General features: G+C 67.3%; 14 protein-coding genes and 1 pseudogene. 7 read left to right on the top strand and 8 right to left on the bottom strand.

The window, feature by feature from the left end; translation table 11 throughout:
• Positions 1-67 precede the first annotated feature (67 nt).
• From A7X97_RS18975 to A7X97_RS18960, 4 genes are all read right to left on the bottom strand, one after another.
• Positions 68-1,207, bottom strand: coding sequence for a hypothetical protein (locus A7X97_RS18975; protein ID WP_111008324.1), 1,140 nt, complete (start codon positions 1,205-1,207; stop codon positions 68-70).
• Between the two features lie 197 nt (positions 1,208-1,404).
• Positions 1,405-2,004, bottom strand: a complete 600-nt coding sequence (locus A7X97_RS18970) for a thioredoxin family protein (RefSeq protein WP_111008323.1) — start codon at positions 2,002-2,004, stop codon at positions 1,405-1,407.
• A 19-nt stretch (positions 2,005-2,023) separates the two neighbouring features.
• Positions 2,024-3,523 carry a peptide MFS transporter gene (locus tag A7X97_RS18965; protein ID WP_005411345.1) on the bottom strand — a complete coding sequence of 500 codons (1,500 nt, stop codon included), beginning with the start codon at positions 3,521-3,523 and terminating at the stop codon, positions 2,024-2,026.
• Positions 3,524-3,704: 181 nt separating this feature from the next.
• Positions 3,705-4,580: a tryptophan 2,3-dioxygenase gene (locus A7X97_RS18960; RefSeq protein WP_061480234.1), complete on the bottom strand. Its 876-nt coding sequence runs from the start codon at positions 4,578-4,580 to the stop codon at positions 3,705-3,707.
• A 336-nt stretch (positions 4,581-4,916) separates the two neighbouring features.
• On the opposite strand from A7X97_RS18960, the gene pdhA reads away from it, so the two are divergent.
• Genes pdhA through A7X97_RS18940 form a run of 4 tightly spaced genes read left to right on the top strand, consistent with a single transcriptional unit; the run spans position 4,917 to position 8,793 of the window.
• On the top strand, positions 4,917-5,999 hold the full coding sequence (gene pdhA, locus A7X97_RS18955) for a pyruvate dehydrogenase (acetyl-transferring) E1 component subunit alpha (RefSeq protein ID WP_010482685.1): 1,083 nt from the start codon (positions 4,917-4,919) through the stop codon (positions 5,997-5,999).
• Complete coding sequence (locus A7X97_RS18950) at positions 5,992-7,059, top strand: alpha-ketoacid dehydrogenase subunit beta (protein WP_005419896.1); 1,068 nt, start codon at positions 5,992-5,994, stop codon at positions 7,057-7,059. The genes pdhA and A7X97_RS18950 overlap by 8 nt, the downstream gene beginning before the upstream one ends.
• Before the next feature lies 1 nt (position 7,060).
• Positions 7,061-7,414 carry an SH3 domain-containing protein gene (locus A7X97_RS18945; protein ID WP_005411349.1) on the top strand — a complete coding sequence of 118 codons (354 nt, stop codon included), beginning with the start codon at positions 7,061-7,063 and terminating at the stop codon, positions 7,412-7,414.
• Positions 7,411-8,793, top strand: coding sequence for a dihydrolipoamide acetyltransferase family protein (locus A7X97_RS18940; protein ID WP_111008322.1), 1,383 nt, complete (start codon positions 7,411-7,413; stop codon positions 8,791-8,793). Before A7X97_RS18945 ends, A7X97_RS18940 begins: the two co-directional genes overlap by 4 nt.
• Positions 8,794-8,963: 170 nt before the next feature.
• Here the strand turns inward: A7X97_RS18940 and A7X97_RS18935 are convergent, their stop codons facing one another.
• The 3 genes from A7X97_RS18935 to A7X97_RS18925 all read right to left on the bottom strand — a co-directional run bounded on the left by A7X97_RS18935 (position 8,964) and on the right by A7X97_RS18925 (position 10,807).
• Entirely contained in the window at positions 8,964-9,350 is a 387-nt protein-coding gene (locus A7X97_RS18935; protein WP_072168897.1) for a VOC family protein, read from the bottom strand.
• A 117-nt stretch (positions 9,351-9,467) separates the two neighbouring features.
• Positions 9,468-10,172 carry a helix-turn-helix transcriptional regulator gene (locus A7X97_RS18930; RefSeq protein WP_111008321.1) on the bottom strand — a complete coding sequence of 235 codons (705 nt, stop codon included), beginning with the start codon at positions 10,170-10,172 and terminating at the stop codon, positions 9,468-9,470.
• Positions 10,172-10,807 (bottom strand): Rossmann-fold NAD(P)-binding domain-containing protein, encoded by a 636-nt coding sequence (locus A7X97_RS18925; RefSeq protein ID WP_172412147.1) that lies wholly within the window; start codon positions 10,805-10,807, stop codon positions 10,172-10,174. Before A7X97_RS18925 ends, A7X97_RS18930 begins: the two co-directional genes overlap by 1 nt.
• A gap of 105 nt (positions 10,808-10,912) precedes the next feature.
• On the opposite strand from A7X97_RS18925, the gene A7X97_RS18920 reads away from it, so the two are divergent.
• Positions 10,913-12,451 (top strand): GGDEF domain-containing protein, encoded by a 1,539-nt coding sequence (locus A7X97_RS18920; RefSeq protein WP_072168894.1) that lies wholly within the window; start codon positions 10,913-10,915, stop codon positions 12,449-12,451.
• A 95-nt stretch (positions 12,452-12,546) separates the two neighbouring features.
• Here A7X97_RS18920 and A7X97_RS18915 read toward each other — a convergent pair whose 3' ends face one another.
• Entirely contained in the window at positions 12,547-13,473 is a 927-nt protein-coding gene (locus A7X97_RS18915; protein WP_111008320.1) for a DUF808 domain-containing protein, read from the bottom strand.
• A 207-nt stretch (positions 13,474-13,680) separates the two neighbouring features.
• Here A7X97_RS18915 and A7X97_RS18910 point away from each other — a divergent pair.
• Both A7X97_RS18910 and A7X97_RS18905 read left to right on the top strand, forming a co-directional pair.
• Positions 13,681-15,327 (top strand): annotated as a pseudogene (locus tag A7X97_RS18910) (ABC1 kinase family protein); the annotation flags it as partial.
• A gap of 244 nt (positions 15,328-15,571) precedes the next feature.
• Positions 15,572-17,677 (top strand): phosphoglycerol transferase I, encoded by a 2,106-nt coding sequence (locus tag A7X97_RS18905; protein ID WP_111008319.1) that lies wholly within the window; start codon positions 15,572-15,574, stop codon positions 17,675-17,677.
• Positions 17,678-17,942 lie beyond the last annotated feature (265 nt).

The following is a 17,942-nucleotide window of genomic DNA, read 5'->3' as shown; positions in this document are numbered from 1 at the left end:
GGAGGGGATTAAGTCGTAATGAGCACAGGTGTGCCTGAAACGACTTAATCCCCTCCGTCCCCTTTTTTCAGCTCAGGTGCTTGCGCCTTGCGTGGATCCACGGCACGGCCAGTGCTGCGATGGCGCCGCCGGCGAAGCCCAGCGAGGCGGCAACCGTGGCGGCTTCGACGGCCCCGGGCAGCGCCAGCGCCGCAGCCACCAGCAGCAGCGACGGCAGGCCGACGAAGGTGCCCAGGAAGAAATGCCAGCGCGGTGACCAGGTATTGAGCTGCAGCAGGCTGACCGGTTGCCAGGCGTCGGACGCGGCATCCTCGGCGATCTTCGCCACCACCTTGCCCAGATCCACTTCCGGCAGCGCGCGCCCCAGGCGGGCGGTCGCCAGCAGTTCGGCCACGGCCTCCACCGGTGGGAAGCTGGACGGCCACGCCACCGGGGCCGGCACGCCGTAAGCGGTCAGCAGCGGCACGCTCAGCCACGGCGCCACCAGCGGGCGCATGCGGCGGCGGCCATGCACGCACCAGATCTGCGGCTGTCCCTGCGCGGTGACGTTGTACAGCGCCAGTTCGTTGGCGGGCGGATAACCCAGCATGGTCACCCGCGCCGCCAGGCTGTCCTGGCCCATCGCACGCAGGAAGCCCGGGCGGCTGCGCCCTTCCTGCATCCACGCCAGGCCCAGCGCACCCACCAGGTACGCCTCCGCCACGTCCTTGCTGCCCGCCGTGGCGCGCTCGTCACTGGCCAGGTACCACGCCAACGACTTCGGCTCGGTGACATCCTCCAGGCCCCATCGGCTGTCATCCCCCAGCACGTGCCGCACCGGCAGACGGGCAGGCGCGGTTTCGCCACGCTCCCCGGTCTGCAGGAACGGCAGCACGCCCTGGATGAAGGTGGACAGCTCGATCGCGCGCGCGCCATGGCCCTGCCATTCCGGCGGCAGCAGTCCGGCCAGCTGGCCTTCGGCGGCCAGCGCATCAAGGCGCGCCTTCTGCTCGACCAGTTTCTGCACCGCACCCTTCAGCACCACGTTATCGGGCAGCGCGATCTGCGGCAGGCGATGGCGCGGCGGGGCCAGTTCGACGGTTTCCTCGCCGGTGCCGGCGTCGTCCAACAGGGTTTCCTGCGCCGGCAAAGTCACGCCCTCGCCTGCCCCACCCTCGGCCAGGTGGCTGGCAGGTTCGGGCAATCGTTCGGCGTGGTCGCTGTGCATGGGCGTTCCGGTAGGTAGCATCGACGGAATGTCGACTGAGGTCCTTGCCGGTAACGGCGAGCGCGTTGCGAAGTTGAGATGCCGATTCAGGGAGTGTGACGGCGCGCGCAGTAGAGCCACGCCATGCGTGGATGCGACCCGGCATCAGTGCCGGCCAGCGGCCGGCCCCTCCCCACCCTGCCGGCCAGCGGCCGGCACTACCGGTCAGGTGCCCACTGCTTGAGGAACGCGCTCACCCGCGCAGGCTGGAAGGCTTCGCCCTTGCGCAGCTCAGCAGTGGCCTGCGAGACCAGCAGGCTGCCATCGGCGTCCAGTACCAGCAGGTGCGGGTAGTCGCGCTCCATCACCGGGAACTGGGCGAAGAAGGCCGTGTTGGGCTGTTCGTCGCTGGCGTTGACCTTCACCCACACGTAATGGGCGTCGCGGAAGCGGCGCAGGTCTCCGTTGCCCTCGACCATTTCGTCCAGCGCCCGGCAGCGATCGCAGGCGGCGTTGCCGATCTCGAGCAGGATGCGCTTCTTGCCGCGCTGGGCTTCCACCTTGGCGGTGGCCAGGTCATCGGCGGGGTTGCGGGCCGGGTCGAACTGCGCACCGAGCCCGGCGATGGCGGCGATATCTGCCGCCACCGGGGTGTTGCCCGAGGCCACCGGTTCGCTGGGGTCAGCGACCGGTGGCTCGGTGGGTCGGGTATCCAGCGGCTGCGTGGGCTCGGCGGTGGCAGGCGGTTGCGGTTGGGAACAGGCGCCGATCAGCGCCGCACAGACCACCACCATTGCACCACCGAGCTTGCTACGCATGCCTTCTACCCTCTCATCATTACTTGACGCCGTGCATCAGCTTGTTGATCAGCGGGGCGATCAGGAACAGCACCACGCCGGAGCCGATCAGGGCCCAGAACCCGAAGGTATACCCCTTCAGGGCCGACTCGACCGTCATGCCGCCTTCACCACTGACCACGCCAGCGAAGATGCCCGACAGGTTGTTGCCGATGCCGGTGGACAGGAACCAGCCACCCATGCCGAAGCCGACCAGGCGCACCGGGGCCAGCTTGGTCACCATCGACAGGCCGATCGGCGACAGGCACAGCTCACCCACGGACTGGATGACGTAGACCATGAACAGGGTCCAGAACGGGATCTTGCCGTCCACGACCATCTGCGACAGGGCGAACATCAGCAGCGCGAAGGCGGCGCCGTTGAACAGCAGGCCCAGGCCGAACTTGCGCGGAATGGACGGATTGGCGCGGCCCATCGCCACCCAGATCCAGGCGATGACCGGGGCCAGGGTGATGATGGCCACCGAGTTGACCGACTGGAACCACGCGGTCGGGAAAGTCCAGTCGCCGAACTGGCGGTTGACGATGTTCTCGGCCAGGAAGGTGAACGAGCTGCCGGCCTGTTCGAAGAACATCCAGAACATCACGTTGAAGGCGAAGATGATCAGCATCGCGATCACGCGGTCGCGCTGCACCTTGCCCTCGCGGATGCCCTCGACCAGCAGCAGCACGGCCAGGGCCGTGAACATCGCGCCCAGGATCCAGGCCAGCGCGGTGGCGCCGGTGGCCAGCAGGAAGTACGCGACCGGGATGGCGACCACGGCACCGGCCAGCACCATGATGATGCGGCCGAAGCCTTCAGCGCCGGCCGGCGGTGCGCCGATGCCCTTCAGGCCGGCACGACCGATGTAGAACCACACCAGCGAGATCAGCATGCCCACGCCCGAGGCGATGAACACGACCTTGTAGGACGGCATCGCATCGGTACCGAACACCTTGCGGGCCAGGTACTCGGTCAGCACCGGGGCGATCATCGCGCCGATGTTGATGCCCATGTAGAAGATGGTGAAGCCCGAATCGCGGCGCTCGTCCTTCAGGCCGTACAGCTTGCCGACCATGGTCGAGATGTTGGGCTTGAACAGGCCGTTGCCGACGATGATCGTGGCCAGGCCGAGCTTGAAGATGTGCTCCTGCGGCAGCGAGATCATGAACAGGCCGGCGGCCATGATGATCGCGCCGGTCAGGATCGAGCGCTGGTAGCCCAGTACCCGGTCGGCCACGTAGCCGCCGAAGATGGCCGCGGCGTACACCAGGGCCAGGTAGGCGCCATAGATGCGGCTGGCGTCGCCTTCACCGGCAGCGCTGCCGTTGTAGAACTGGGCAACGATGTAGAGCACCAACGCCCAGCGGATGCCGTAGAACGCAAAGCGTTCCCAGAACTCGGTCATGAACAGCATCCACAACGGGCGCGGGTGGCCCAGCGTGGTCTTGAAGTCCGGCAGTGCCGGCTCTGGGGTGTTCGCAGTGGCGTTTACGCTCATGCGGATTTCCTGGTTCGGTGGATGACGAGCACGTCCGCTGTGCAGTTGGAGCAACGCGCGAGGATCACCGACTTCTGGCGTTCACGTCAAATACACGCCGTTTGAGGCAGGTGGCAGCCTGCTCCCTGAACTTGCATCTGAAACGATCCAGCCGCGGGCCGGGAACCAAGCTGAATGGGGATCAGCCCAGCGCTGCCGGGGGCACGGCCTGCAGGCTGGTGCGCACCTGGAACAGCTCGGGGAAGAAGGTCAGTTCCAGCGCCTTGGCCAGGAAGCCCACGCCGGACGAACCGCCGGTGCCGCGCTTGAAGCCGATCACCCGCATCACGGTGCGCATGTGTCGGAATCGCCACAGCTGGAAGGCCGTCTCCAGGTCCACCAGGTCCTCGCACAGCGCGTACTCGCGCCAGTAGCGGTCGGTGTCCTGGTAGATGCGCTCGAAGACCGGCTGCAATGCGTCGTCGGCCACGTGCGGCTGGGTCCAGTCGTGGGCCTCGTAGACCGCCGGCACTGCATGGCCGAAGCGGGCCAGGTACTTCAGGAATTCCTCGTACAGGCTGGGCGCCTCCAGCACGGTGCGCAGCTGCGCCTGCCCGGCCGGGTCGTGCTCGAACACCTGCAGCATCTGCGCGTTCTTGTTGCCCAGCAGGAACTCGATGTAGCGGTACTGCAGCGACTGGAAGCCCGACGACGGGCCCAGCACGTCGCGGAAGCCCATGTATTCGGACGGGGTCAGCGTTTCCAGCACCGACCACTGCTCGGTCAGCTGGCGCAGCACCTGCTTGCTGCGCGCCAGCACCTTGCGGCACTGCCAGACTTCATCGCGCTGCAGGAAGCCGATCGCGGCACGCAGTTCGTGGCCCAGCAGCTTCAGCCACAGCTCCGAGGTCTGGTGCTGGATGATGAAGAGCATCTCGTCATGGTGCGGCGGGCTGGACAGCGGCTGCTGCGCGCTGAGCAGCTGGTCCAGCCGCAGGTAGCCGCCGTAGGTCAGGCGCCCCTGCAGGTCGGTGTGGATGCCGGCTTCGAGATCGCGTTGGTTGTTGTCGACGGACATGGGTGCGGCCAGATCGGGGGCGGCAAGGGTAGCGCGTTGCCAGCCGCGCGGGCAGCCGCGCCGTCCATACCGGGGCGTGCGGTGCCCCGTGGAGCATTGGCCGATGCGGGCCCTGCGCGTGGAACCGATCGGGTCGTTGCGCCAGCGGTCAGCCAGAGGCGTATTCTGATGCTTTGCAGCAACGACTGAATACGTTGTTGTTATTGGCCCCCCACCCGCCGGCAGGGGTAAAACGGGGAATCTCCGTGTTGCGGCGCAGGAAGGCTATTCCGTACGCGTTCCTTAACATGGCGATTCATATCATTTGTAACTTCTCTGTCGAAGGTGCAGTACGCAATGACGGTTGCCGCTGAATTCAAGATCGAATACCTGCAGTACCTGGACACGGACGGCACGCTCGTCCGTGACGACCTGCCCGCGTCGCTGCGCGACCCCAAGGTGCTGGTACCGCTGTTCAAGCAGATGCTGTTCGTACGTACGTTCGACAGCAAATCCATCGCGCTGCAGCGCACCGGCAAGCTCGGCACGTATGCCGCCTGCCTGGGCCATGAAGCCGCGCACGTGGGTATCGGCGCGGCGATGCAGAAGGACGACGTGTTCGCGCCTTCGTACCGCGAGTATGGCGCGATGTTCATGCGTGGCGTACGCCCGCACGACGTGCTGATGTACTGGGGCGGCGACGAACGCGGCAACGATTACGGCGGCAACGCGGCCAGGGACTTCCCGTTCTGCGTGCCGATTTCCACCCAGTGCCTGCATGCGGCAGGTGCTGCGCTGAAGTTCAAGCTCAACAAGGAACCGCAGATCGCCGTGGCGGTGTGCGGCGACGGCGGCAGCTCCAAGACCGACTTCTACGCGGCACTGAACTCGGCCGGCGCCTACAAGCTGCCGCTGATTCTGTGCATCGTCAACAACGGCTGGGCCATCTCGGTGCCGCGCTCGGCCCAGACCGGTGCCGAAACGCTGGCGCAGAAGGGCCTGGCGGGCGGCCTGCACTGCCTGCAGGTGGACGGCAACGACCTGATCGCGGTGCTGGCGGCAATGGAACAGGCGCGCGAACGTGCGCTGGCCGGCGACGGTGGCACCGTGCTGGAACTGATGACCTACCGCCTGTCCGACCACACCACCGCCGATGACGCGCGCCGCTACCGCGACGACGCCGAAGTGAAGGATGCCTGGCAGCGCGAGCCGATGCTGCGCCTGCGCAAGTACCTGATCAACGCCGGTGTGTGGAGCGAAGAAGAGGAAACCGCCTGGGTCGCCGAGTGCGGCACGCGCGTGGACGAGGAAGTGAACCTGTACCTCAACACGCCGGTGCAGCCGGTCGAGGCGATGTTCGACTTCCTGTATGCCGATCCGCCGCCGGACCTGCTGGCCCAGCGTGCCCAGGCGATCGCCCTGGAGAAGCGCCATGGATGAGATCAAGAACGGCGCGCCCGGCGCGCACACCAACGCCGCCGACAGCGCTGCGGTCGCGCGCGGAGATGACAGCATGACCACCACCCCGATCACCCTCATCGAAGCCATCACCCAGGCCCTGGCCTGGGAGCTGGAACACGACCCGTCGGTGCTGGTGCTGGGCGAAGACGTGGGCGTCAACGGCGGCGTGTTCCGCGCCACTGCCGGCCTGCAGCAGCGCTTCGGCTCGGACCGTATCCTCGACACCCCGCTGGACGAAACCACCATCGCCGGCCTGACCATCGGCCTGGCCGCACAGGGCATGAAGCCGGTGGCCGAAGCCCAGTTCGACGGCTTCATGTACCCGATGGTCGACCATATCGTCTGCCATGCCGCACGCCTGCGTTACCGCACGCGTGGCCGTCTGCACTGCCCGATGGTGCTGCGCGTGCCGTGGGGCGGTGGCATCCGCGCGCCGGAACACCACAGCGAAGCCAACGAGGCGATCTTCACCAACGTGCCGGGCCTGCGCGTGGTGCTGCCGTCGTCGCCGCAGCGTGCCTACGGCCTGCTGCTGGCTGCGATCCGCGAGCCGGATCCGGTGATCTACATGGAGCCCAAGCGCATCTATCGCCAGTACAAGGAAGTGGTCGTCAACGACGGCGAAGCGTTGCCGCTGGACGTCTGCTTCGTGCTGCGCGATGGCACCGACGTGACCCTGGTGACCTGGGGCGCGCAGGTGAAGGAAGCCCTGGAGGCGGCCGACAAGCTGGCCGGCGAAGGCATCAGTGCCGAAGTCATCGACGTGGCCACGCTGCGCCCGCTGGACTTCGCCACCATCGCCGAATCGGTGGCCAAGACCGGCCGCTGCGTGATCGTGCAGGAGGCCCCGAAGACCGCAGGCTTCGGCGCCGAGATCGCCGCGCGCCTGGCCGAGGAATCGATCTACGACCTGCTGGCCCCGGTCGAGCGCGTTACTGGCTACGACACCCACATTCCGCTGTTCCGCCTGGAAATGAAGTACCTGCCGAGCGTTGAGCGGATCGTGGCGGCGGCCAAGCGCGCGGTGGCGGCCGGCTGACATGCGGGCCCGCCTTCTGGGGGCTTACCGCAGCCAGTATCCCAACCCGCTCCGGTTCCACACCGGCCAGATCGTCGAAGTAGGTGTACGTGACGAGGAATGGCCGGCGTTTGCCTGGGTACGCACCAACGATGGGCGCGCTGGATGGGCGCCCATTGCCTGGTTGCAGCTGCTGGACGAGGGTCGCGCCGAAGCCCTGTGCGACTACGACGCCCGCGAGCTGGATGTGGAAAGCGGCGAGATGGTGAAGCTTCATCACGAACACGGCGGGTGGTGGTGGTCCGAGCGCGCCAATGGCGCGACGGGTTGGCTGCCGGCCCGCGAACTGGAACTGCTGGAAGAGAACTGCAAATGAGCCAGACCAAGAACTTCAACCTGCCCGACCTGGGCGAAGGCCTGCCGGACGCGACCATCGTCGAGTGGTTCGTCAAGGAAGGCGATGTGATCAAGCTGGACGAGCCGCTGGTGTCGATGGAGACCGCCAAGGCCGTGGTGGAAGTGCCCTCGCCGTTCTCCGGCAAGGTGCTGAAGCTGTCCGGCGGCGCCGGCGACATCATCCCGACCGGCTCGGTGCTGGCCAGCTTCGAACTGGACCCGAACCTGCCGCAGCGTGCCGATGGCCAGGACACCGGCCACAGCCATGGCCACGCCGCACCGTCGGCGCCGACCCCGCCGCCGCTGCCTGCCGCAGCCGCACCGGTGGTCGCGGAAGAAGCCAAGCCCGCCGCTGCCGAGCGTGACGACGCCGGTACCGTGGTCGGCGCGATGCAGAGCTCCAACGCCGTGCACGCCGAACAAGCACTGGCCGTCGGTGGCGTCAAGGCCGTGCCGGCCGTGCGTGCGATGGCGCGCAAGCTGGGCGTGGACCTGAGCCGCGTGGCCGCTACCGGCACCGATGGCGCGGTGACCATGGCCGACGTCAAGCAGGCCGCCGCCAACGGCACCGCCAAACTCGGCGCCGCCCCGGCACCGGTTGCTGCCGCGTATGCCGCGCCGGCCCCGGCGCAGGTGTCTGCTCCGGTGCAGAGCGAAGCCCGCACCCCGCTGTCCGCCGCCGGCAAGCCGATGCGCACCCAGCCGCCGGGCGTGGTCGCCAAGGGCCAGCCGGAACCGCTGAAGGGCGTGCGCCGCAACATGGCCCGCGTCATGGCCGATGCGCACAGCAAGGTCGTGCCGACCACGCTGAACGACGACGCCGACATCCACGCCTGGCTGCCGGGCAACGACGTCACCGCCCGCCTGGTGCGCGCCATTGTCGTTGCCGCGCAGAAGGTGCCGGCCATGAACGCCTGGTTCGACGGTGAAGCACTGACCCGCACACTGCACGCGCAGGTAGACATCGGCATCGCCGTGGACACCGACGACGGCCTGTTCGTGCCGGCCCTGCGCAATGCCGACATGCTCGACGCACGCGGCATCCGCGAAGGCGTCAACCGCCTGCGCGAGCAGGTGGAATCGCGTTCGATCGCCGCCTCGGAACTGAGCGGCTACACCATCTCGCTGTCCAACTTCGGCATGTTCGCCGGCCGCTACGCGACCCCGGTCGTGGTGCCGCCGTGCGTGGCCATCGTCGGTGCCGGCCGTGCCCGCCACCAGATGACCCCGGTGATGGGCGGCGTGGAAGCGCACAAGGTAATCCCGCTGTCGGTCACCTTCGACCACCGCGCGGCGACCGGCGGCGAAGCCGCCCGCTTCCTGCGCGCGATGATGGACGACCTGGCGCTGGCCAGCTGATCGGCCACCACCTCTGAAGCACAAGGAACGCCGGGCAATGCCCGGCGTTTTTTTGTGCCGCTCTACTGTAGAGCCGAGCCATGCTCGGCTGCGTTGCAATGTATCCACGTCATGCGTGGATGAAGGCAAGAAGCAAGCCGAGCATGGGCTCGGCTACAGATCGCCTGCGATCAATCGCGCGCGACCATACCCTCGGCACGGCTGTACACACGCAGGCGATGACCATCCGGATCGGCGCCGACGAAGGTGTGGCCGAATTCCAGCGTTGTTGGTGCCTGCAGGATCTGCACGCCCAGCGCGCGCCACGCATCGTGCATCTGCTGCACGGCGTCGGGGTTGGAGACCACCATCGCCAGTTCGGCGGCACCGGCCTGCGCGGACACCGGAGGCTGCACGTCATCGCGCTGCCACAGGCCGAGTGCGGCACCATCACCGAGCAGGAACAGCGCAAAGCCGGGCGACTGTTCAACCGGTGGTTTGCCGAGGATGCCACTGTAGAAGGTTGCGCTGGTGGCGACGTCGTGCACGTACTGCAGCAGGGTGCTGGGCGTGAACATGGGGAAGCTCCGTTGTTGGGAGCATTCATGGTGGTATGGGCCTGCTGACACATTCTGTCAGTAGAGGGGACTACCGGTAGAGTCGACTCTACCCCCCGCTCTCGGCTGTTGCTGTGGTTATGAGCGATCCAGCCAGTCCGGCGCGATGCCCTGGGCCTTCTGCCAGCGCCGCAGCAGGGTGGCGCGCGGCACGCGGTAGCAGTCCTCCAGCACACGCACCTGGCGGATGCGATCCAGCCGGAAATGGCGGAAATCCTCGCGGCTCTCGCACCACGCCGCCAGCATCGGCACCTCATCGAAGTAGCCCAGCGCGAACGGCCAGACGCGCGCGCTGCGCTGGCCGTGCGCATCCTCGTAAGCGAACTTCAGGCGCTGCTGCGATCCCACGGCTTCGCGCACAGCCTGCAGGCGTGCTGCCGGCACCTTGGCCGCAGCACGCGAAGGTCCCACGCGCAGGCCACTGTCACGCAATGCCTCGCGGCGTGCCGCAGGCAACACATGGGCGATACGCGCCAGGGCATCACGTGCGGCCTCGGCCAGCGCCGGCTCGGTGCGCGCGGCGACCCAGCGCAGGCCCAGCACCAGCGCGTCGATCTCGGCCGGTGGCAGGGTCATGGGAGGCAAGGTATCGCTGGGTGCCAGCTGGTAACCGACGCCGGCCTCGCCACGCAGGTCGGCGCCCTGCTCGCGCAGGGTCTCGATATCGCGGTACAGCGTGCGCAGGCTGATGCCCAGCGCTTCGGCCAGCGCCTGCCCGGCCACCGGCCGTCGATGACGGCGCAGCAGCTGCAGCAGCTGGGTCAGGCGCAGCGCTCGCGACATCAGCCGACCAGCGTGCGCGACGCCACCACGTGCTCGCCCGGCTGCGGGGCCAACGCAGCCTCGACCAGCGCCCTGGCAATCTCGGTGGCCGGATTGATCCGCCACGCACGCGGCAAGACCGGCCCCAAAGCGCCCAGCACCGTCAGCGCCAGGCGCTCGCCACGACGCACCTCGTTGCGCTCGCCCCCGATCAGCCCTGGGCGGACCAGGGTCAACGAATTGAAGCCCAGCGCGCGCAGGTCCCGCTCCAGCTCCCCCTTCACCCGGCTGTAGAAGATCGACGACTGTGGGTTGGCGCCGGCTGCGGAATTCAGCACATAGGTCTGCGCCCCCTGTGCTTTTGCCAGGCGTGCGAACGCCAACGGGTAGTCATGATCGATGCGATGGAAGGCCTCGCGGCTGCCGGCCTGGGCGATGGTGCTGCCCAGCGCGCAGATGACCGCGTCAACGCGCGCCCATTCTGGCGAAGTGGGCAACGCTTCGAATGCCAGCACCGGGTTCTCCAGCTTCCCGTGAGTCAACGCCAGGGGGCGGCGGGTCGGGGCAACCACGGCGCCGCAGCGCGGGTCGTCCAGCAGCCTGCGCAGGGTCAGCCCACCGACCAGGCCGGTCGCCCCCAGCAACATCACGCGCATCACCACCTCCACTGCGGCATCCTATCGCCCATCCTAGCCGTTCAAGCCCTCGGCGGCCGCGCCGATATGCTGGAACCAGTCCCTGCCAGCCCCAGGATTCGCTCCATGACGGACCAGCCCGACCACCGCCCTGCCCCCGGTACCGCCCTTGGGCCGCCGGCACGCGTGCGCGCGGTCGTGGACGATGGGCGGGGTGACCGCGTGGTGCTGCAGGGCGGCGGTGGCGTGGCCCTGCAGCAGCTGTTCGCGGGCGCCGATGCGCCGGAACCGCTGCTGGCAGCGTTCGCCAACGGCATGGCCACCCTGCCCGGCGAACTGGGCGACATGGGCGACCGCCTGCAGTCGGCACAGGCCAGCGCCGATTGGCCGCGCTATGGGCGCGCGATGCGGCAGCTGATCGACAAGTACATCCGTACCATCGAGCAGCATTCGCCGGACGGGCAGCCGGAAAGCCTGCGCCTGTCCGAGCAGCTGCGGCTGCTGCTGGGCGGTGCGGTGGTGGCCCTGCTGCAGCACGACCCGGACCTGCGCGAGCAGGCGCAGGCGCTGGCCCTGCGCCTGCGCCAATGGCAGCCGGGCACGGCCCTGGAACCAATCGAACAGGGCGTGCGCGAACTTGGCCACCAGGTCGGCGTGCGTGCCGAAAGCTGGCAGGAGCAGCAGGCGCTGCTGCTGGAGCTGTTCGCGCTGCTGCTGGAGAACGTCAGCGAGCTGCTGGATGACCGCAGCTGGCTGCAGGGCCAGATCGCGGCGGTGCGCCAGTTGCTGGACGGTCCGTTGGAAGCCGAGGCAGTCGAGCGCACCCGCGCCGAGTTGCGCGAAGTGATCTACAAGCAGGGTCTGCTGCGCCAGGGCATCGACGATTCGAAGGCGGCGATGCGTGGGCTGATGGGCGAGTTCATCGAGCGCATGGACGGCATGGCGACCAGTACCGGCGAGTATCACGACCGCATTGGCAGCTACGCATTGCAGCTGCGCGAGGCGCGCAGCATCGCCGACCTCAACCAGCTGCTGCAGGAGGTGATGCGCGATACCGGCAAAGTGCAGCAGCAGGCCGCACAGGCCCGCGATCACCTGGCCAATGCGCGGCAGGAAGTGGAGCGTGCAGAGCAGCGCATTGCCGAGCTGGAGCAGGAACTGCGCGCCGCTGGTGACCTGGCACGCATCGATCCACTGACCCAGGCGCTGAACCGCCGTGGCCTGGACGAACTGCTGGAGCGCGAGCTAGCCCGAGCCGCGCGCAACAACTCACCGCTGGGCGTAGCGGTGATCGACCTGGATGATTTCCACCAGACCAACGACGCGCACGGGCATGCCGGTGGCGATGCGTTGCTGCAGCACCTGGTGGCCGTGTGCAAGCTGCTGCTGCGCGCCACCGACGGCATCGCACGGCTGGGCGGCGACGAGTTCGTGCTGGTGCTGCCGGAAACCCAGGGCGCCGACAGCATGGCCACCGTGCAGCGCCTGCAGCGCTCGCTGGCCCATCGCGTGCTGACCGTGCAGGAGCAGCGCGTGCCGGTGCATTTCAGCGCCGGGCTGGCGCAGTGGCAGCCCGGTGACGATACCGAAACCCTGCTGCGGCGCGCCGATGACGCGCTGTATGCGGCCAAGCGGCAGGGCAAGAACCGCGTGCAGGCGGGCTGATGATCCAGCGTGCAGACGCTGTAGCGCCCGAGCCCATGCTCAGGCGGCGGCGCGCAGCACCGTAGAGCAGCCGAGCGTGGGCTCGGCTCTACAGATCATTTCCCGCGCAGCTTCTGGAACCCGGTCACCGCTGCCAGCACGATGGCGCCGGCGATGATGCCGACCACCATGTTGCCCACCGCGCTCACCAGCCAGCCCCACTGCCCTTCGCCGCCCAGCGCCTGCACCGCGTGGTGCAGGGCCGGCACGTTGTGCACCAGGATGCCGCCGCCGACCAGGAACATGGCGATGGTGCCGGCCACCGACAGGAACTTCATCAGCCACGGCGCCGACGCCACCAGCCCGCGACCGAAGGCGGCAATGGCACCGCCCTTGCGCGACAGGTACAGCCCAACGTCATCGAGCTTGACGATGCCCGCCACCAGCCCATAGACGAACAGGGTCATCGCCAGTGCGACCACGCTCAGCGTGAGGATCTGGTTGGTGAACGACGCAGTGGCGACCACGCCCAGGGTGAGCACGATGATCTCGGCCGAAAGGATGAAGTCGGTGCGGATCGCGCCCTTCACCTTGTCCTTCTCCCACGCGACCATGTCTACCTGCGCGTCAGCCAGCGCCTTGCGGCGTTCGGCCTGGCGCTCGGCATCGTCATCGGAGGAATGCAGGAAGCGGTGCGCCAGCTTCTCCACGCCTTCGAAGCACAGGAAGGCACCGCCGATCATCATCAGCGGCACGATCAGCGGCACGTTCCAGCCGCGGCTGTGCAGCCAGGCTTCCAGCGCACTGATCGCCAGCGCCGCCGGCACCAGGATGACCTTGTTGACCAGCGAGCCCTTGGCCACCGCCCAGACCACCGGCAGTTCGCGGTTGGCGTTGACTCCGGTCACCTGCTGCGCGTTCAGCGCCAGATCGTCGCCCAGCACACCGGCGGTCTTCTTCGCCGCGACCTTGGTCAGGACCGAGACATCGTCGAGCAGGGAGGCGATATCGTCGAGCAGGGCAAACAGGCTGGCACCGGCCATGGGGCGTCCAAGAATGGGAATGAGCGGATTCTGACCGATCCGCCGGCCTCTGCGATAGCTGCGGGGTTCACCGCATGCCCACCTTCCCCCGGCGACACTGCCGAATCCGGACATAGCCGGCCAGCGGCCGGCACTACCGTCCTTGCCGCATGGGAGTTCCGCTTGAGCAATCCGCCCACCGCCAATGGCAATCCTCCGCTGGTCAAAGGCATGAACCGGCGCAGCCAGATCCTGCGCCTGCTGCTGCGCTACCGCCATTCGGGCGTGTTCTCCGGCATGAATCTGGACGCCGCCAGCAACCAGGCCGACGTGCCCGCCGATGGCAACCCGGAACAGTTCGTCAGTGACCTGGAGGCCCTGGGGCCGACCTTCGTCAAGCTGGGCCAGATGCTGTCCACCCGCCCGGACATGGTGCCGGTGGAGTTCGCCACCGCCCTGGAACGCATGCAGGAAAAGGTGGCGCCGATCCCGGTCGAGCGCATCCACGCCATCATCGAGCAGGAGCTGGGGGTGGGGGTGAACAAGCTGTTTGCCTCGTTCGATCCCGAGCCGTTGGGTTGTGCGTCGATCGCGCAGGTACATCGCGCGGTGCTGCACGATGGCCGCCAGGTGGCAGTGAAAGTGCAGAAGCCTGAAGTGGCCGCGCAGCTGCGCTCGGACCTGGAAGCGCTGCGCAGCTTTGCGCTGGCCGCCGATCATCTGACCCAGGTGGGCCGCCGCGTGCGCCTGCGCGACTGGCTCAACGAGTTCGCCAAGACCCTGATGCAGGAGCTGGACTACCACACCGAGGCCGAGAACCTGGCCCGCTTCGGACGGCATCTGCGGCCCTTCCGCCGCCTGTGGGTACCGCAGCCGATCTGGGACTACAGCAGCCAGCGCGTGCTGACCATGGAGCTCGCCACCGGCGTGCGTGTGGATGCGATCTCTGGCGTGCGCCGCACCGAGCAGGACATGGATCCGCTGGCAGCGGCGCTGATCCGCGGCTACCTGGACCAGATCTTCGTGCATGGCGAGATCCATGCCGACCCGCACCCGGGCAACCTGCGGGTGATGCCCGATGGCCGGCTGGCGATCTTCGACCTGGGCATGGTCGCGCACATGCCGCCGCGCTTGCGCGAGCGGCTGCTGAAGATCCTGTTCGCCGCCGTCGATGGCCGCGGCGAAGAAGTGGCCGACGATCTGATCAGCATCAGTACGCGGCTGGAGGCCTTCGACGAAGAGCGCTACCTGCGCGAGACCGGCCAGCTGATCGCGCGCTACGCCGCCAGTGGCAGCTTCTCGGAAGGCCGCGTGGTGCTGGACATGGTGCGCATCGCCACTGCCTGCGGGCTGCGCACGCCGCCGGAACTGAGCCTGCTGGGCAAGGCCCTGCTCAACCTGGAAACCGTGTGCCGGCTGCTGGCGCCGGAGCTGGACACGCGCCGCATCGTCGAGCGCCAGCTGCAGCACGTGATGCGCGCGCGCCTGAAGAAATCCCTGTCGGCGGCCAACATCGCCAGCGAGGCGATGGAGCTGCAGCAGCTGCTGCGCGACGGGCCGCGCAAGCTGTCGGACATCATGGCGCTGCTGGCCGAGAACCGCCTGCAGATGAAGGTGACCGGGCTGGAAGAATCACGCCTGATGGAGAACCTGCAGAAGATCGCCAACCGCGTGGCGGCCGGCATCATCAGCGCCGCGTTGATCATGGCTGCGGCAATGATGATGAAGATCGACACCGGCTGGCACCTGTTTGGCTATCCCCTCATCGCACTGATACTGCTGTTGATCGGCGTGGTGCTGGGGCTGGGCATCGTTACCAGTGCATTGCTGTTCGATCGTCGCGCGCGGGCGCGCGAGGAACGCGGGCACCGCTGATGCATTGGCGAAAAGCCGCGTATTCATGCGGTTTTTAATGCAATCCAACGAAGCCTTTCACGCTCGTTTTACCTTCGCGGCGTGATTGCACGCGCATCCTTTCAACAAACATTTCAGTCAGCTTCGTGCATGCACTATCGGGTCATCGGCCTGTCATGTGGATGTGCTTGCAGCAGCGCCGGTCGGATGGACACGCGTCGGTACGACGTCCATCGCCACCACCCCGTCACTGCCGAAGCTGCCTATGCTCTGGATACTGCTGTTGTCGTTGTTGCTGCTGTGCTGGCTGTTCCTCGCGTCCGACAAGTGGGTGTGGTGGAAGGCCGGTGCATTCTCGCTGCTGTTGCTGATGCTCAGCGCGTGGTGGCTGATCGACAAGCTGTCCGGTGATGGGCTCAACGCCGCCACGCTCTATCACCTCGGCGCCGACATGGAAGGCGCTGGTGTCTCCGACTTCAAGGGCTACATCGCCGGCTTCATCGTGCTGGCGCTGGTCTCGCTGCTGCCACTGTTTGCCACGCGGGTGAAGCGCTGGCGCCGGCCCGGCCACGGTGGTGCGCTGTTCGCCGGTTTCGCGACCGTGTGGGTGGCCACGATCCTGATCAGCCCGCTGGCCCGTGACGGCCAACGCCTCTACCAGCAGCTGCGCCCGGTCGATTTCGCCCGCATCGCCCCCGAATACCAGGTGCCGACGCAGCCGCTGCAGCGCCCGCGCAACATCGTATGGATTTACGGCGAAAGCCTGGAACGCACCTATCTGGACGAGGCCGTGTTTCCCGGCCTGATGCCCAACCTCAACCGCCTGGCGTCCAAGTCGCTTGACGTGCGTGGCCTGGCCTCGGCCGAAGGCAGCGGTTGGACCATCGCCGGCCTGGTGTCGTCAATGTGCGGCGTGCCGCTGACCACCTCGCAGGGCGACGAGAACAGCATGGACCGCATGGGCAGTTTCCTGCCCAAGGCGGTGTGCCTGGGCGACTACCTGAAGCAGCAGGGCTACACCAACCATTACCTGGGCGGCGCCAACGGCCAGTTCGCCGGCAAGGGCCAGTTCCTGGCCAGCCATGGCTTTGACGAAGTGCATGACCTGGCCTGGTTCAAGCAGCAGAAGAAGATCGGGCGCATCCACTACTCGGCCTGGGGCGTGCACGACGACGTGCTGCTGGACACCGCCTACCAGCGCTTCGAGCAGCTCTCGCGCGCCGGTTCACCGTTCATGCTGACCACGCTGACCATGGACACCCACCACCCGGCGGGCCACCTGCCGGTGTCATGCAAGGGCGAGCGCTACCGGAGCGGGTACGGCAACATCGGCCTGCTCAATGCACTCAAGTGCACCGACCGCCTGATCTCACAGCTGGTCGAGCGCATCCAGGCCAGCCCGTATGGCAAGGACACGCTGATCGTGATCGCCTCCGACCACCTGGCGATGCCCAACGATCTCAGCCACGTGCTGGCCAAGCAGAAGCGCGAGAACCTGCTGCTGTTCCTTGGCGACGGCATTGCCCCGCAGCAGCTCAGTGCCGACGCTGGCACCACCCTGGATTCCGGTGCGACCCTGCTCAGCCTGCTGGACCCGAACCTGAAGACGATGGGCTTTGGCCGTTCGCTGATCGACCCGCAGCGCGCGCCCAGCGCCAGCGTGGCCGCACGCCGCGATGATGGCCGCGACTACCCGCAGTACCTGGCCTTCGCCCGTTCGCTGTGGCTGGGCCAGCCGACCCGCGAGCTGAAGATCGATGGCGATGACCAGGTGGTCGTTGGCCTGCAGCACGTGCAACCGCCGGTGCTGCTGGAGTACGACAAGGATTGGGGCCTGAAGTCCGTGTATCTGGAAAACACCTCGCGCCAGTTCGATGATGCCAACCCGGACAACACCCTGGCCTACGTCGACCGTTGCACCGCGTTCGAGGACGGCTCGGCCGACGGCGACTGGTGCGCCCTGCTCGTCAACCGCGACAATGGCATCAAGCTGTACCGCGACAACGACCTGCGCGGTGGCATCGCGGTGGATGCACCGCTGGATACGCTCCAGGGCCCGCGCCCGAGCGTACGCCAGGCACACATGATCACCCAGAAGGGACGCCGTACGCGTGCCGGCCAGTACATGCTGCAACTGGTGGCGAGCACGCGCCCGGACCGCGGCTTCTGGATCGAAGCGGTGTCCTCGCAGCGCAAGGTGGTGCTGGCCCAGCAGTGGGTGCAGCCCGATGCCAACGGCAAGATCAATGTGTCGTTCGGGCTGGATCACGAAGTGGACGATCTGGAGATCCGCGCGTGGTTGAACCACGCCGAGAAGCTGGCGGTGGATACATTCGCACTGGTGCCCTCGCGCAGCCGACCGCGGGGGTAGGGCTATTTGCAGGGCTGCGCCCTGCCACCCGTGGTAGTGCCGGCCGCTGGCCGGCAACCTCAGAAGCAACAGCAACAGCTGGCATTCCGTGGGATGGCGGGGCGGTGTGGGTTGGCAGGACACGCCGTAAACCCGTCCATGGGGGCTCGATGGCGCCATCCATGGCGCCAACGGTCCTGCCAACCCACACCGCCCCACCTTTGACAGGTTCCGTGTGCTGTTGGTAGGTGTCGACCGTTGGTCGGTACATCTGTCAGATATCGAA

The organism is Stenotrophomonas sepilia, from assembly GCF_003244875.1.
Taxonomy (GTDB): Bacteria; Pseudomonadota; Gammaproteobacteria; order Xanthomonadales; family Xanthomonadaceae; genus Stenotrophomonas; species Stenotrophomonas sepilia.
This window is presented reverse-complemented; position numbering and strand designations above follow the sequence as displayed.

What these genes read in the sequence shown, in the direction of transcription:
- A7X97_RS18975 (WP_111008324.1), bottom strand. Translation starts at nt 1,207, where the DNA reads ATGCACAGCGACCACGCCGAACGATTGCCCGAACCTGCCAGCCACCTG.
- A7X97_RS18970 (WP_111008323.1), bottom strand. Translation starts at nt 2,004, where the DNA reads ATGCGTAGCAAGCTCGGTGGTGCAATGGTGGTGGTCTGTGCGGCGCTG.
- A7X97_RS18965 (WP_005411345.1), bottom strand. Translation starts at nt 3,523, where the DNA reads ATGAGCGTAAACGCCACTGCGAACACCCCAGAGCCGGCACTGCCGGAC.
- A7X97_RS18960 (WP_061480234.1), bottom strand. Translation starts at nt 4,580, where the DNA reads ATGTCCGTCGACAACAACCAACGCGATCTCGAAGCCGGCATCCACACC.
- pdhA (WP_010482685.1), top strand. Translation starts at nt 4,917, where the DNA reads ATGACGGTTGCCGCTGAATTCAAGATCGAATACCTGCAGTACCTGGAC.
- A7X97_RS18950 (WP_005419896.1), top strand. Translation starts at nt 5,992, where the DNA reads ATGGATGAGATCAAGAACGGCGCGCCCGGCGCGCACACCAACGCCGCC.
- A7X97_RS18945 (WP_005411349.1), top strand. Translation starts at nt 7,061, where the DNA reads ATGCGGGCCCGCCTTCTGGGGGCTTACCGCAGCCAGTATCCCAACCCG.
- A7X97_RS18940 (WP_111008322.1), top strand. Translation starts at nt 7,411, where the DNA reads ATGAGCCAGACCAAGAACTTCAACCTGCCCGACCTGGGCGAAGGCCTG.
- A7X97_RS18935 (WP_072168897.1), bottom strand. Translation starts at nt 9,350, where the DNA reads ATGTTCACGCCCAGCACCCTGCTGCAGTACGTGCACGACGTCGCCACC.
- A7X97_RS18930 (WP_111008321.1), bottom strand. Translation starts at nt 10,172, where the DNA reads ATGTCGCGAGCGCTGCGCCTGACCCAGCTGCTGCAGCTGCTGCGCCGT.
- A7X97_RS18925 (WP_172412147.1), bottom strand. Translation starts at nt 10,807, where the DNA reads ATGCGCGTGATGTTGCTGGGGGCGACCGGCCTGGTCGGTGGGCTGACC.
- A7X97_RS18920 (WP_072168894.1), top strand. Translation starts at nt 10,913, where the DNA reads ATGACGGACCAGCCCGACCACCGCCCTGCCCCCGGTACCGCCCTTGGG.
- A7X97_RS18915 (WP_111008320.1), bottom strand. Translation starts at nt 13,473, where the DNA reads ATGGCCGGTGCCAGCCTGTTTGCCCTGCTCGACGATATCGCCTCCCTG.
- A7X97_RS18905 (WP_111008319.1), top strand. Translation starts at nt 15,572, where the DNA reads ATGCTCTGGATACTGCTGTTGTCGTTGTTGCTGCTGTGCTGGCTGTTC.